The organism is Thiohalocapsa marina, assembly GCF_008632335.1.
GTDB classification, from domain to species: Bacteria; Pseudomonadota; Gammaproteobacteria; order Chromatiales; family Chromatiaceae; genus Thiohalocapsa; species Thiohalocapsa marina.
Genome location: NZ_VWXX01000002.1, coordinates 274,563 through 289,132, shown reverse-complemented (window position 1 = coordinate 289,132; position 14,570 = coordinate 274,563). Strand labels below are relative to the sequence as shown.

Here is a 14,570-nt window from a genome sequence, read left to right as displayed (position 1 = left end):
CGAGGCCCTGTTCAGCGCTCCGACGAGGGCCCGCTTTCGTTGCCGGTGTCGTTGCCAACATCGGCGCAGCTGTCGGCCTGGCGCAACCAGCGCATCAGTTCCGCCGCCGGCAGCGGCTCGGCATAGAAATGGCCCTGGGCCTGGTCGCAACCCATCTGCTGCAGCGCCTGCAGCTGCCCGGCGTCTTCGACCCCCTCCGCCAGGACCTTGAGGCCGAAGCTTTGAGCAAGCTGGATCATCGCCTGCACGATGGCGCGATTCTCGGCATCGGTCTGCAGGTCGGCAACGAAGCCGCGGTCGATCTTGAGCTTGTTCACCCGCAGCCGCTTCAGGTAGGCCAGGCCGGAATAGCCGGTGCCGAAATCGTCGATGGCCAGCTGGATGCCCTGGGCGCTCCAGCGCGACAGGATCTGTTGCAGCGCCGACTCGCCATGCAGCAGCACCGACTCGGTCAGCTCCAGTTCCAGCCGGCGCGGATCCAGCCCGCTGGCCTCCAGCGCCATGGCCACGTCTACCTCCAGCCGCCGCTGGCGAAACTGTATCGCCGACAGGTTCACCGCCATGGTCAGCGCCGGCCAGCCGGCGGCATGCAGGGCCGCGGCCTGGCGGCAGGCCTCGGCCAGCACCCAGCGGCCCATGGGCACGATCAGGCCGCTCTCCTCGGCCACGGGGATGAACTCGCCCGGCGGCACCAGCCCCACGCCGGGCCGCTGCCAGCGCAACAGCGCCTCGACACCCACCACCCACCCGCTGTGCAGATCCAGTTGCGGCTGATAGTGCAGCACCAGCTCGTCATGCTCCAGCGCCCGGTGCAACGCCTCGCGGGTGTCGACAAAGCGCAGCAGAGCGGCGTTCATGTTCGACTCGAAGAAGCGATAGCTGTGCGGCCCCTCTGCTTTGGCCCAGCTGAGCGCGGTCTCCGCATTGCGCATCAGCACCTCGGCCTCGGTACCGTCCTGGGGATACAGCGCAATGCCGATGCTGAGCGAGGCAAACAGTTGCAGGTCATCAAGCCGAAAGGGGTCGGCCAGGCTGGCCAGGATCTGCTCGCAACGCACGCTCACCTGCGCCACGGCATGCTCCAGGGCCACCTCGCCGATGACCAGTATGAACTCGTCGCCGGCCAGCCGGCACAGGCCGTCGGCCGCGCGCCGCTGCGCGTCCAACCGCTCGGCCACCTGCTTGAACAGCCGGTTGCCGACGGCATGGCCATGGGTATCGTTGACGAACTTGAACTGGTCCAGGTCCAGGTACAGCACCGCCAGCGCCATGCCGTTGTTCCGAGCGCCGGCCAGGAGTTGCTGCAGGCGGTCCTGCCCCAGCACCCGGTTGGGCAGGCCGGTGAGCTCGTCGTGATAGGCCAGGTATTCCACCCGCGCCTGGGCCTGCTTTTGTACGGTCAGATCGCTCCAGACCACATGCAGCTGGGGCTCGCCCCGGTTGTCGATGGCGGTGAGCAGGATACGCGCCGGAAAGCACTCGCCATTGGCCCGCAGGTGTTCCCATTCGAAGCCGTGGGCACCCTGGTCGAAGGCCAGCTGCATCATCTCGAGGGCCTTCTCCCGGGAGGAACGGCTATCCGGCTGGGTCGGCGGCGACACCTTGTCGGGGGTGCCGCCGATGAGCTGTCCCGGGTGATCGAGCCCCAGCATGCGCAACGTGGCCTGGTTGACGGCGATGAACCGGCCAGCGGCATCCATCAGCGACAACGGCTGGCGGGTGTCCTCGAACAGCCGGCGAAACCGCTCCTCGCTCTCGCGCAGGGCAGCGTTGGCGGCGCAGACCTCGGCGGTGCGCTCTTCCACCCGGCGCTCCAGATCGGCATTCAGCGCCCGGATCTGCTCCTCCAGGGCCAGCCGCTCGGTGATGTCGGTGTGGGTGCCGATCAGGCGCAGGGCTTGGCCGTGGGCGTCACGATGGAACACGCGACCGCGGTCGAGGATCCACTTCCAGCCGCCGTCCTTGCAGCGCATGCGGTGGATGCTCTCATAGGCGGGCGTCCGGCCCTCGAGGTGGGCCTCGACCGCCGCCAGGGTGTCCTGCAGGTCGTCCGGGTGGACCCGGCTGACCCACGCGTCCAGGTCGTCGGCGATGTCGTGGTCGGCGTAGCCGAGCATCGACTTCCAGGTGCGGGAGAAGCGCACGCTGTTGCTGGCAATGTCCCAGTCCCAGACGCCGTGGCCGGCGGCCTCCAGCACCGCTTTCCAGTATTGCTCGTCGCTCTCCGCCGCGGCCGGGTCGGCAGCGGGTGCATCCGCCGCCTGTTCGGCAGGGCGCTCCACTATCGCGGCACCCGCAATCGCAACGGGTCGTTCGGATCGACCCCCTGCATGAAAGGGATGCGGCGGTCATTGTGGGTGACCCGGTAGACCAGGCCCATCCAGTTGCCAACCACGCCCTCGGCGCTGTCACGCCAGGTATTGTCCAGGGCCGCGGCGATGCGCGCCTCGGGCAGTTCCGGCGGTTCACGCCCGCGGTCGAGGTCATGTTCCAGCAGGGTACGGAATTCCTCCAGCACGGCCCGGGACTTGGGGTTGAAGATGTTGTCCGGAAACGGCGGATAATCCGGCCGCTCGCCGGCAGCGAACCGGCGCACCTCGCGCTTGTACTCCTTCAGCAGAGAGACGATGTCGTATTCCGGATGCCCCTGGAACATCACCAGCCGGAAACCGTCCGGGCTCACCGCGAGGTGCACGCCGGCCCGCTCGCTCTCCACCAGCACGCGGGCGCCAGCGGCGCGAAACTGCTCCGGTGCGATCTCGTTGAAGCGGGAATGGGGCACGTCGAACAGGGTGTTGACACTGCTCACCAACGGATGATCCCGCTGCACCACACGATGGGCATACACACCCCAGCGCTTGGCCGGCAATGGGCGGCGCTCCTGGCCGTAGCGAAACTGCATCACGGCATGGGTGGCCAGGCATGAGCACAACGTGGAGGTGACGTTTTCGAACGCCCAGTCCACCACCTCGATCAGCGGGTGCCAGAATGGCTGCGCCGACAGGTCGCGCCCGGTGACATTGGCGCCAGTGATGATCAGCGCATCCAGCCCCTGCTCGCGCACCTGCTCGAAGGATTCGTAGTAGCGCTCGAGGTGTGCCCGGGCCTTGGCGGAGCGGGGCAGCCCCGGCAGCGAGAACGGATGGACGTAGAACTGCGCGATCTGGTTGCTCTGCCCCACCAGGCGGAAGAACTGCCGTTCGGTGGCGGCCAGCGCCGCGTCGGGCATCATGTTGAGCAGGCCGATGTGCAGCTCGCGGATGTCCTGATGCAGGGCGCGGTCGGACTCCAGGATGTTCTGGCCCTCGGCGCGCAACCGCGCGAAGGTGGGCAGGTCGTTATGGGCGACGATGGGCATGGCGTATCGGCAGCTGTGGTGGCTTCACTCGGCGGCCCAGTCGTCGGCCGGGGGCCCGTCGCGGGGGGGCTCGGGGGCATCCGCCTTGCGCGCGATGGCCGCTTCAACCAGGTCGAGAAAGTCCTGCTCGTCGCGCACCGCCGCCACTTCGGTGGACTCCACCGTGTAGCCCAGCGGGCGGGCGATGGCCTCGTAGCGCGGCACCCGGGAGTGGAACAGGCGCGGAAAGACCCAGCGGGTGAAGTCGTTCGGATCGACGTCGGCGACGTACTCCAGCCCCTGCTCATCAAGGTAGTCCTTGATCGCGGACTTGAGAAAGGCCGGACGGAAATACAACGGCTTGGGATCCGACTGCGCCCGCTCGATCAGCTTGATCTCGTCCGGCTGGGGCACGCGGATGTACAAAATCAGGGTGTGCTTGGCCAACAGGTCCATCACCGCGGGCTCGTCCAGCTCGCACAGGCTGCCGCCGACGTCGTTGACGAAGTGCCGGTAGCCGTAGATGCGCCGGGCCTTGTCGATGAACTCCGGCACGTCCAGCATGGCCTGGATCTCGGCCTGGCGGTACATGGCCTGACGGCGGTTGAACTCCGGCAGCGACAGGCCGTTCTTCTCCGGATCACCCAGCTGGCCGACGAAGCTCAGCACCGGCCCCAGGTCGTCTACCTGGATCTTGTTCTGGATGGCGATCCAGTCGCGCCGCAGCAGGTCGCGCAGGAAGGGCACGCCCATGGCCTTGGACTTGATCAGGTCCAGGATCGGCTCGTCGAGATAGCGCGTGCCGATGCGGTAGTCGCCGGAGTAATGGAACCAGTCGTTGCGCCGAAGCAGCGCAGACAGATAGGTCTTGCCGACCCCGGACATGCCCAGCAGCGTAATGCTGCGGTTCTCCCAATGGCGAAACTCGTCGACGGTGAATCTCAATGCTGGCACTCCGGTGCGGATGACCCGCCGGGTCGGGTCCCTGCGGGTGGCATGTTCAGGGCTGTTGCACGGCTTCTCCGGGATCGGGACCGGGACTGGGACCGGAATCAGCGCTGCCCGGCAGCCAGACCCGGAAGCGGCAGCCGCGCCCCGGTGCACAGCCCGCGGCCAGGGACCCGCCCTGGGCCTCGATCATGCTCCGGGCCAGGGCCAGCCCCATGCCCGTATCCTTCTGGTCATCGGCATTGTCCCCCCGAACACCCGGCTGGAACAAGACCGCGATGTCCTGCGGCGCGAGCCCGTCGCCGTCATCGGCCACCTCGAGACAGACCCCGCCGTTATCGCGCCAGCCGCTGATGCCGCCACCGAGCCACGGACCGCGCCGACCGGTCTTGGGTCACCTCATGAGACCGAGGTCGGATCTTGCGCCGGTGACACTGGCGCAGCCGACGAACCAGCCGGTGCCTCGGGCACTGACCCGGCCGGCAGCCCTGACTGGGGCCCGGCCCCTGACCCGGTCTCGGCAGCCGGCGGCACGCCGAACGCCTGCATGATCCCCGCCAGCACCGCGCGCAGCTGCCCGGTCATGATGTTCAGCTCCGCCTCCTGGCGCAGCAGCTCGTCTTCACCGGCGTCGTCGACGGCGGTCTCGACCAGCTCGTCGGCAAAGCGCAGCCGCTTCAGCCCGAGCGACTCGTCCAGCACCAGCGAGAGATGCTCCTGCCAGGTGAGCCCCAGGGCCACCACCCGCTTGCCGCTGTCCAGATGCGCCTTGACCTCGGGCACCGTCAGGTCCATCCCCCGGCAGCGCACCACCGAACGCGAGTCGGACGGATCGCGCAGTTCGCACTGGTCCTCCAGCTCGAAGCCCTCGCCGGCCTGGCCGCCGGCCACCCAGGCGCTGAGGCGCTCGGACACCGGCACCGACGCCTCCAGCGGCTTGGCCGGGAAGCTGTCCAGACTCTTGCGCAGTAGCGAGAGCACCTCCTCAGCCACCTTGTCGCTGGAGGCATCCACCACCGCCCAGCCCCCCTGCGGATCGATGTAGGCCCGCACCAGCCGCGAACGCGTGAAGGCCTGGGGCAGCATCTCCGTCAGCAGCGCCTCGCGCAGCTGCGTGCGCTCGCGGCGCGAGACCTCGCGCAGCTCGCTCTGCTCGATCTCGGCCACGCGCTCGGCCACCGCCTCGCTGACCACGGAGCCCGGCAACAGCCGCTCCTGACGGCGCGCCGCCACCAGCAGACAGCCGTTGACCGCATGCGCCAACGCCTCCGCCGTCGGCCCCAGGGCTGGCGCCCAGCCGATGGTTGCCACCTCCAGCGGGCCACAGGGGCGGAACCGCTGCGCCGACAGCCGCTCGTGCAGGCTCGCCTGATCCCATTCGAACGGTGCGCTGAGCCGAAAAACCTTGGCGTTCTTGAACACGGACTGCCCTCGCTTGAAAAAGGCGCGATTATCCGCGTCGCCGACCGGCGGATCAATGCGCGCCGCTCCAGCGCCAGAAAACGCCAGCACAACGGCGGCTCAGCGACGAGGGCTGGCACCGATGGCGGGACGGGAGGGAGCGGAGATGGTGACCTGGATCAAGGTTCCGTCGCCATTAGTAAATTAGAGGTTGCTAATTAAGAAAGTGCTTATATAATAATAGTCATGGTTAGAAACCCAACGACCAACCAAGGAGAACCATGATGCTTGCTGGAATCGCCGTAGCCGCACTGCTGATCGGAAGCGTCTCGACAGCCGCCGTCGTCACCCAGGAACCACAGTCCCAAGACGAGAACCGCACCCCGGTGGTCGAGGTGCAGAAGGTCGAGAGCGTCAACCCGTTCATCGAGTAACCCGTCGCAGGCCCGCGACCAAGCGGGCCACACCCACGGCTGGGCAGTTCCTGATTCGACACCGGTTCCGACACCGGCTCCGACTCAAGGCTCGCCCCAACGCAAAAAGGCCCTCACCGGGCCTTTTTGCTATCAATAAGGTAAGGCGGACAAGCGTTACGCCGTCCTACGGCCAGGTTCACCGGGCGAAGGGTTTTGGTGACGACCGGTCTACGACGCAGCCGTGCGCAGACGATCGATCTGTGATTGCAGCAGGTCGGTGACGGGTGCGATCTTGCGGCGCATCAGGCTGCCAAGGGTGGTCGGGTCCGGCAGCAGCGGCCGCAGCAGGCCATAGCTGGCCCCGGAGAGCAGGCGCATCGCAATCAGCTGCTCGCGGAGCTCTGGCGCAGCGGCAAGGCAGGCACGGATCTGATTGGAGGTCGGGTCCGACATCGGTCCGGGGTCGGCGGCAGCGTCGACGTATCGCCCCGCCTCGGTCTGCAGATCGGCCATCGCCAGCCCCGGATCGCCATCCTGGCGGATGGCGGCAAAGTAGTCCCGCAGACAATCGAACGCCGCGCTGAGCACGTCCTGGTTGGGCGGCTTGGACAACACCGCGGCCATGGTCTTCAGGTAGGCCTGCCCCGGCGCGCCGGCGACCCGCAACAGCAAGGCAGCCACCGGGTTGCCGGTGTCGCGTTCGGCCGCCAGCCGGCGCTCCAGGTCCGCCGCATCGGCGCGGGGTTCCGCCGGTTCCGGCAACACCTCCGGCAGCGCGTCCGGTAACGCCTGCAGAAAGCCCAGCAGATAGGCCTGCTTGCGCCCGGATTTCTGCCACAGCGCCCGGCGCTGGGCCTCCGGCAGCAGGCCCGGCTGCATCATCAGCCGCACGGAGGCCATCATGCGGTCGCTCTCGGTCTCGAACGGCAGATACTCCAGCAGGTACTCCGCCAGCACCGGCCCCATGGCGCTGGTCGCGATGTGCCCGTGCGCCAGCATGCGCCGGGCGTTCTCCGCATCCTCCATGGCCCACCAGGCGCGCCGGGCCAGCTCCTCGGTGAGACCGGGGGACCCCACGGCGGCCACCACGGCCTCGGGCTCGCCGAGCATCAGCAACTGTTCCAGGCTCTGGTCGCGCATCTGGCCCATGCGGGTCCAGCGCCGGAGATAGACTGGATAGCCCCCCGGGGAACCGAGAATGTGGCCGGAGATCAGTTCCCGCACGGCGCGCAGATAGGGCTCCGGCCGGCCGGTGGGATTGAGCTGCACCTTCGCCTCGCCACGGTCGGACAGGCCATGGACGACGAGCCTGGACTCGTCGATACGGATTGCCAGCGGCTTGTTCGCCAGCAACACGTTGAGACGAAAGCTGTCTTCGCTGGAGAGTTCCAAGTTCAGCGGCGCTCGAGTTGCGATCAGGCCGGGTTCGAACCAGGGTCAGGCATCGGCCGGGGGCCTGTAGTTGGGATCCTTGGGGTTGAGGAAGATGAAGTGCGGCTTGCCTTCCTCGATCTCGACGTAGTCCATGACGGTCTCATCCAGCAGCGGGACGTCTTCCGGGGCCATGACCAGATCGATGCCCTCGCTCTGGAAGCGGATATCGTCCTCGCCGACGGAATCCTCGAAGCCCATGCGGTACTCGATGGCGCCGTCGGGCTTGCGGGCCGCGGCCAGGCGCAGGGACATGCCTTCGGCATTGCCCTGCTTGGCGGCCTTCAGAACCTGTTCGGCGGCGGCTGTGGTCAATTTGAACATGCCTGACAATCCTGTTGATCTGGTTTGTGCCCGGCCCGGCTGCCCCTGATCCGACACCGAAGCGACAGTCGATCCGCGGGACTTCGGCTATCCGGGGCCGGCCTGTCGACCGGTACCGGGTCTGACGAATGACGTTCGCCAAGTATACCTGCTGACCGGCAACTTTTCGCCGCGGCCGGCCCGCGGTCATTTCATGGCGCGCACGTGTTCGACGAAACGCGCCGTCCAGCCCACCCCGCCCACGTCACGCAGATGCGCGTAGCTGGCCAGCAGGTTGTTGTGCACGACACCGTCGTGCCGACCGTCGATACCGGTGCCGCGCAACACCTGGTAGGCAAAGCGCCAGTCGGGGTCGGGATCCACCAGCGCGGAATGGTGGAACTCGTGGGCGGCGATCTCGCGCGGCGCCGAGTTCTGTGATGCCCCGGGCAGCGGCGCCCAGGGAAACTGCTCGGTCTCGCGCAGCCGCACATAGCCGCGCCCCTGGGGCCGGGCATGCATGGCCACATCGCGCCCCAGCACACCGCACATGCGGCTGCTGCGGCCCTGCCAGTGAAGCCGCCGGGCCAGGTACATCAGACCGCCGCACTCGGCATACACCGGGCCGCCGGCGGCGATGAAGTCCGCCACCGCCGCGCGCATGGAGCCATTCCGTTCCAGCTCGTGCATGCGGTATTCGGGGAAGCCTCCGCCGATGAACAGCCCATCCACCGGCGGCAGTTGCGGGTCATGCACCGGACTGAAGGGCACCAGTTCGGCACCGGCCCGTTGCAGCGCCAGCAGGTCATCCGGGTAGTAGAAGCCGAAGGCCTCGTCGCGGGCGATGCCGATGCGCACATCCGCGGCGACCGGCGCCTGCTCCGGCGCCGGCGCCGAACCGGACGGCAGGCGGGCGTCCAGCGCCAGGGCCTCGACCCGTTCCATGTCCATGTGGTCCGCCACCAGGGCGCGGATTCGCTCGACGGTGGCCGCCGCGGCACCGGCCTCGTTGCTCGGCATCAGGCCCAGATGGCGCTCCTCGATGCCGACCTCGGCCGCACGCGGCACCAGCCCCAGCACAGGGATGTCGGTGTAATGTTCCACAACACGCCGCAGGTTGCCCCCGTGGCGATCGCCGCCGATGCGGTTGAGCACCACGCCGGCGATGCGCAGGGCCGGGTCGAACGCCTGATACCCCAGCAGCAGCGGCGCGATGCCGCGGCCCAGGCCCTGGGCATTGACCACCAGGACCACCGGCGCGCCCAGCAGCCTGGCCAGCTCGGCGTTGCTGTGACGGCCGTGCAGATCGACGCTGTCGAACAGGCCGACGTTGCCCTCGATCAGACCGATGTCCGCGCCCTGCAACTGGCGGCAGAAGGCCGCGGTGATGTCTGCCGCCGGCGTGGTGTTGAAGTCCAGGTTCAGGCAGGTATGGCCGGCGGCCTCGGTGAGCCAAAGCGGATCGATGTAGTCCGGCCCCTTCTTGAACGGCTGCACGCGGCGACCGCGGCGTCGCAGTTCGGCGGCCAGCCCGATGCTGAGGGTGGTCTTGCCAGAGGATTTGCTGGGGGCCGACAGATACAGATACGACATGGGGTGCTTCGCTCAGGCCGCCCGCCGGCGGCGCCCGGGGCACGCTGGCAGCGTGCGACAATTGTCCCCACATGTAGGAGCGAATTCGGCATTTGGAACCACCGGGCGGCAACTCGCGGAGATCTCATGCGACTCATCGTCGGCATCACCGGCGCCAGCGGCGCCATCTACGGCATCCGGCTGCTGCAGACCCTGCAGCCCATGGCGGCGGTGGAGACCCACCTGGTCGTCAGCCGTGGCGCGCGCATCACCATCGCGCTGGAGACCGACTGGACGCCGGCCGAGGTGGAGGCCCTGGCAGACGTGGTGCACAGCGACCGCAACCTGGCCGCCAGCATCAGCAGCGGGTCGTTCCGCACCGACGGCATGGTCATCGCCCCCTGCTCCATCAAGACCCTGTCTGGCGTCGTCAACGCCTACGCCGACAACCTGATCGTGCGCGCCGCGGACGTCACGCTGAAGGAGCGACGCCGGCTGGTGCTGATGCCGCGGGAGTCGCCGCTGCACCTGGGCCATACCCGGCTGCTGCATGAGGCCGCACAGATGGGCGCGGTCATCTGCCCGCCCATGCCGGCGTTCTACGCCGCGCCGACCAGTGTCGACGACATCGTCAATCACAGCGTCGGGCGGGTACTGGACCTGTTCGGCCTGGACAACGACCTGGTCCGCCGCTGGCGGGAAGCGGACACCGACTGACGCTACCCGAACGCCACCAGGCGCACCGCATCCAGCCGCAGATGCACCCGGCCGAGGGCGTCGTCCAGCCGCGCACGGCGAGCAGCCAGGTGGTGGATCTCGTCCTCGCGCACGGCCGGATTGACCCGGGCCAGGGCCTGCAGCCGCTGCAGTTCCGCCCCCAGCAGCGTCTGCATGCGCGCACGCGCCGCGCGTCCGATCGCCTGCTCCTCCCGTCGCGCCCGGGCCTCGCCTGCCGCCAGCATGGCCTCGATGGCTGCCGTGCGGGCCTGCAACAGCGCCGCGGCGAGCCGGGTGTTGCCGGTCAGACACCGGCCCGCGATGTCATCGATCGCCAGGCCGTCGCTCCGATCGCGCCCATGCTCGTCCAGCAGCAGGTGCAGGCCCAGCCGCGGCAGGAACCGGCCGGCCTGCAGTTCCGCCGGCGCCGGACATTCGGCCACATAGAGCATCTGCAGCAATAGTTCGCCGGCCTTGAAGGCCGGATGGCGCGTCAGCACCAGGGCGGCGCTGCCCAGGTCGGAGCCGGTCAGCAGTTCCGTGGCCGAACGCACCATCGGGTGCTCCCAGGTGAGAAAGGCCTGATCCTCGTGCGCCAGCGCATGGGCCCGCTCGAAGGTCGCCGTCAGCCCGTCCGGCGGCAGGCCGGGAAAGCGCTCCTGCAACATGTGCCGGCCCGGGCGCACCACCAGCGCCGCGCCGGACGCCGGCTCGTGCTCCACGCCGAAGGCATCCCAGAACCGGGTCAGGTAGTCGGCCAACGCCGGATCCGCATCCTGCGCCTGCACCGCCGCCTTCAGCGCGGCAGAACGGTCGGGGCGATGCGAGTTCAGCTCCAGCAACCGGTCGCGCCCCGCCGCCAGCTCCGCGTTCAGCACCCGGCGCAGGTCCGCCGCCTCCAGCACCAGGGCGTCGATGTCGGCGGGCCGCTCCAGCGCCGCACGCAGCCGATCCACCAGCCGCTCGTGCACCACCGGCGCCGCCGGGCAACTGGCGGCAAAGGCATCCAGCCCCTCGGCGTACCAGCGATACAGCACCTCTGAGGCCGTGCCCTGCACATAGGGCACATGCAGCTCGATCGTCTGCGTCTGGCCGATGCGGTCCAGCCGGCCGATCCGCTGCTCCAGCAGGTCCGGCTCCAGCGGCAGGTCGTACAGCACCAGGTGATGGACGAACTGGAAGTTCCGGCCCTCGCTGCCGATCTCCGAGCACAACAGGATGCGGGCGCCGTCCTCGGCATCGGCAAAATAGGCGGCGGCGCGGTCCCGCTCGACGATCTCCATGCCCTCGTGAAACACCGCCGCCGGGATACCGGCACGCTCCTGCAGCCAGCGCCGCAACGCCAGCACCGTGTCCGCCCGCGCCGCGATCAGCAACACCCGCGCCGGATGCAGCCGCCGCAGGGTCTCCACCAGCCAGGGCCGGCGAGGATCGGCGGCGTCAGCAGCCGTCGTCTCATCAGTGGGTGCAGTCAGGGCACTGGCATGGACATGCCGCTCGGGGAACCCGGCGATGGCCGCGCGGATGTTGCGAAACAGCACGCGGCCGGTGCCATGACGGTCCAGCAGCCGGGAGACGATCTCGTCACCGGCCTGATCCCTTGCCTGGTCCGGCTGCGCGTCCGGCATCAGGTCCGGCTGATCGACCCCATCATCGCCGAGCAGCGCATCGAGCCGGGCGCGCTGCGCCGCCGTCAGCGACGCTGCCGGGTCGTCCAGCAGCGCCGCGGCGATCTCCGCCACCGGCGCATAGTCGGCCTCCTCCGCCAGGAACGCCGCATAGTCGCCGAAGCGCTGGGGATCCAGCAACCGCAACCGGCCGAAGTGCCCGGCACGGCCGAACTGTTCCGGCGTCGCCGTCAGCAACAGCACCGCCACGGCCCGGGCCGCCAGCGCCTGCACCAGATCGTAGTCCAGCCCGCTCTCCTCCGGCGCCCAGTGCAGATGGTGCGCCTCGTCAAGGATCAGCAGATCCCAGTCCGCCGCCAGCGCCGCGGCTGCCGCCGACGGCGCGTCCGTCAGCAGATCCAGGCTGCACAGCACCCGCTGCTCCGTCTCGAACGGATTACTGTCGGCGGTGTCCGCCAAGGCCGCCAGCCGCTCGCGGTCGAACAGCGCAAAACCCAGATTGAAGCGCCGCAGCAACTCCACCAGCCACTGATGCAACAAGGGTTCAGGCACCAGGATCAGCACCCGGCGGACCCGGCCCTCCAGCAACATCCGATGCAGGATCAGACCTGCCTCGATGGTCTTGCCCAGACCCACCTCATCCGCCAGCAGCACCCGCGGCGCGTCCCGACCGGCCACCTCCGCCGCGATATACAGCTGATGCGGGATCGGGCTGATGCGCGCACCGACCAGTCCGCGCACATCACTGGCCGCCCAGTTCCCCAGATGCCGCCAGGTGCGCAGACGCAGCCCGAACCAGATATCCGCATCCAGGCGCCCCGCAAGCAGCTTGCGCTGCGGCCGGTTCAGATGCAGATGCGGGTCCAGTCGGCTCTCCATCAGCGCCTGCTCGCAACCGGCCGCATCCAGGGTCAGATAGGTGAGCAGCGCGTCCTGCTCATCCACGCCGATGACCGTGGATTCCCGCCCGTCGAGATCGCGCACCTGATCGCCCACGGCGAACACCGCCCGCCACAACGGCGCCTCGCGACGGGCATAAGCACGCTCTTCACCCGTGGCCGGAAACAGCAGCCGCGCCACGCGCACATCCGCCTCCAGCACCAGACCCAGCCCCAGTTCCGCCTCGGTCTCCGAAAACCAGCGCTGACCCGGTCTCACATCACCCTTCACCGGTCGCCCTCATTAAGCCGCAGCTCCAAGGATTAACCGCAGAGGCGCAGAGCGCGCAGCGATAAAGAAGAGAAAACAAATAGTTAGACCTGTGTATGTCGTACCGCAAACCATGAAGCTCGGTAGGGTGGACAAGCGCAGCGCCGTCCACCAAAGCTCGAGTTCGGTAGAGTTCAGTGGAGTGGACAAGCGCAGCGTCGTCCACCAAAGCCAGAGAATGTTGCCTGGTGGACGGCGCTCCGCTTGTCTACCCTACGGATACGGCCTGCTGTCGCCGAACAACCTGCTGCCAGGTACGACGCCCTGAGCCACGTGCAGCATCCGGAGCAACCTGCAGCGGCCTGAGGGGGTTGGGTGGCGGCGGTCTGGGGTCTCGATCGCAGGGATGCGATCGCGAAGCCTACAGGGATGTATTCACGGCGTCCCCAGACCGCCGCCACCCAAGCCGCTCAGGCCGCGCTCGAGCAAAGCCACCAGCCACCAGCCACCAGCCACCAGCCACCAGCCACCAGCCAACAGCCAACAGCCAACAGCCAACAGCCAACAGCCAACAGCCAACAGCCAACAGCCAACAGCCAACAGCCAACAGGCTAGCCAAACCACACTGGCCGCGTCCGGCCAGGGACCAGATGGTAGCACGCTGCCGGCGATCCGTTGACCAACGACAACGCGCACAGCCGCGCTGCCATGGTTGAATGCAGGATACTCACCGACGGCCCCGACACCGGCACCGCCCCGATGAAACGCAAATACCTGTACCTCGCCGCCGCACTGATCCCCCTCGTCCTGCTGGCGATGGCCCTGCTGACCATCGACGAGCCACGCCACCAGATCGTCGATACGCCCGACGGCTTCGAACTGCGCGACTACGCCCCCTACATCGTCGCCGAGACCGAAGTGACCGCAGACTTCGCCCAGGCCAGCGACCCCGCCTTCCGCCGCCTGGTCGATTATGTGCAAGGCAACAACGTCGGCGGCCGCCGCCTGCCCATGATCGCGCCGGTAATGCAGCAACGGCTGCAGCACCCGCTGGACACGAACACGACCATCGATCGACCGGCCCCGACTCAGGCTCAGGCGCAGGACCAGCGCCCGGCCCGTGAATCCGCCGACGACCCCACCGCACAACGCTGGCTATTCCGCTTCGCGCTGCCCAAGGAATATCGGCTGCCGATGCTGCCCAGGCCGCTGGACGAACAGGTCCGGCTGCGCCGGCTCGAGCCCGGCCGGGTAGCCGCGCTGCGCTACCGCGGCAACTGGAGCGAAGAACGTTTCCGCGAGAAAGCGGACGAATTGCTCGAACACCTGCACGTCGCCCGACTCGTTCCCGTCGGCACGCCCGTCTTTGCGCGGTACAATACCGCCTTCGTTCCCTGGTTTCTGCGCCGCAACGAGGTCCTGATCCAGGTCGAAGTGCCCTGAGCCGGCCTTAGAGATACTGATTTACTGGCCTCCCTGATCCGATCCAGGCCAAAAATCAGCGGTTCCCTTACAGGCTCGCTGGTCAATCCGGTTCACCGGCAAGTCAGCTGGTCGGCCGAACCCTGAACTGACCGACCGGCACCACCGACCGCAGGATCACCATCGCCGGCCATCGCCCGGACGAGATCCGGGACTCCGCCGACCTGCCATCAGCCGTTACTGAGG

The 14,570-nt window shown here is 68.1% G+C and carries 12 protein-coding genes; 3 read left to right on the top strand and 9 right to left on the bottom strand.

Features of this window, described 5'->3' with window-relative positions; genetic code table 11:
* Positions 1 to 11: 11 nt before the first annotated feature.
* From F2Q65_RS02755 to F2Q65_RS02735, 5 genes are read right to left on the bottom strand one after another with little or no spacing between them, the layout of a single operon-like run.
* Positions 12 to 2,282, bottom strand: a complete 2,271-nt coding sequence (locus F2Q65_RS02755) for a putative bifunctional diguanylate cyclase/phosphodiesterase (RefSeq protein ID WP_150090154.1) — start codon at positions 2,280 to 2,282, stop codon at positions 12 to 14.
* Positions 2,282 to 3,358: a homoserine O-succinyltransferase MetA gene (gene metA / locus F2Q65_RS02750; RefSeq protein ID WP_150090152.1), complete on the bottom strand. Its 1,077-nt coding sequence runs from the start codon at positions 3,356 to 3,358 to the stop codon at positions 2,282 to 2,284. Before metA ends, F2Q65_RS02755 begins: the two co-directional genes overlap by 1 nt.
* A gap of 24 nt (positions 3,359 to 3,382) precedes the next feature.
* Positions 3,383 to 4,282 carry an ATPase gene (locus F2Q65_RS02745; RefSeq protein ID WP_150090150.1) on the bottom strand — a complete coding sequence of 300 codons (900 nt, stop codon included), beginning with the start codon at positions 4,280 to 4,282 and terminating at the stop codon, positions 3,383 to 3,385.
* Between the two features lie 55 nt (positions 4,283 to 4,337).
* A complete protein-coding gene (locus tag F2Q65_RS02740) occupies positions 4,338 to 4,640 on the bottom strand; it encodes a sensor histidine kinase (protein WP_150090148.1) in 303 nt (100 codons plus the stop codon).
* 44 nt (positions 4,641 to 4,684) lie between these two features.
* Positions 4,685 to 5,797 (bottom strand): recombination-associated protein RdgC, encoded by a 1,113-nt coding sequence (locus F2Q65_RS02735; protein WP_246155933.1) that lies wholly within the window; start codon positions 5,795 to 5,797, stop codon positions 4,685 to 4,687.
* Positions 5,798 to 5,970: 173 nt separating this feature from the next.
* Between F2Q65_RS02735 and F2Q65_RS19375 the strand changes: the two genes are divergently transcribed.
* Positions 5,971 to 6,120, top strand: a complete 150-nt coding sequence (locus F2Q65_RS19375; RefSeq protein ID WP_211353928.1) for a hypothetical protein — start codon at positions 5,971 to 5,973, stop codon at positions 6,118 to 6,120.
* Between the two features lie 210 nt (positions 6,121 to 6,330).
* On the opposite strand, the gene F2Q65_RS02730 is transcribed toward F2Q65_RS19375, so the two are convergent.
* From F2Q65_RS02730 to F2Q65_RS02720, 3 genes are all read right to left on the bottom strand, one after another.
* Positions 6,331 to 7,494, bottom strand: coding sequence for a sulfur reduction protein DsrS (locus F2Q65_RS02730; protein WP_150090144.1), 1,164 nt, complete (start codon positions 7,492 to 7,494; stop codon positions 6,331 to 6,333).
* Between the two features lie 45 nt (positions 7,495 to 7,539).
* Positions 7,540 to 7,857: a HesB/IscA family protein gene (locus F2Q65_RS02725; protein WP_150090142.1), complete on the bottom strand. Its 318-nt coding sequence runs from the start codon at positions 7,855 to 7,857 to the stop codon at positions 7,540 to 7,542.
* 186 nt (positions 7,858 to 8,043) lie between these two features.
* Positions 8,044 to 9,429: a cobyrinic acid a,c-diamide synthase CobB gene (locus F2Q65_RS02720; protein WP_150090140.1), complete on the bottom strand. Its 1,386-nt coding sequence runs from the start codon at positions 9,427 to 9,429 to the stop codon at positions 8,044 to 8,046.
* Between the two features lie 126 nt (positions 9,430 to 9,555).
* Here F2Q65_RS02720 and F2Q65_RS02715 point away from each other — a divergent pair, with 126 nt between their 5' ends.
* Positions 9,556 to 10,125, top strand: a complete 570-nt coding sequence (locus F2Q65_RS02715; protein ID WP_150090138.1) for a UbiX family flavin prenyltransferase — start codon at positions 9,556 to 9,558, stop codon at positions 10,123 to 10,125.
* A 2-nt stretch (positions 10,126 to 10,127) separates the two neighbouring features.
* Here the strand turns inward: F2Q65_RS02715 and rapA are convergent, their stop codons facing one another.
* The gene (rapA, locus tag F2Q65_RS02710) at positions 10,128 to 12,923 is read right to left on the bottom strand and encodes an RNA polymerase-associated protein RapA (RefSeq protein WP_246155932.1); all 2,796 of its coding nucleotides are present in this window, start codon (positions 12,921 to 12,923) and stop codon (positions 10,128 to 10,130) included.
* Positions 12,924 to 13,577: 654 nt separating this feature from the next.
* Between rapA and F2Q65_RS02705 the strand changes: the two genes are divergently transcribed.
* A complete protein-coding gene (locus tag F2Q65_RS02705; protein WP_150090136.1) occupies positions 13,578 to 14,345 on the top strand; it encodes an SOUL family heme-binding protein in 768 nt (255 codons plus the stop codon).
* Positions 14,346 to 14,570 lie beyond the last annotated feature (225 nt).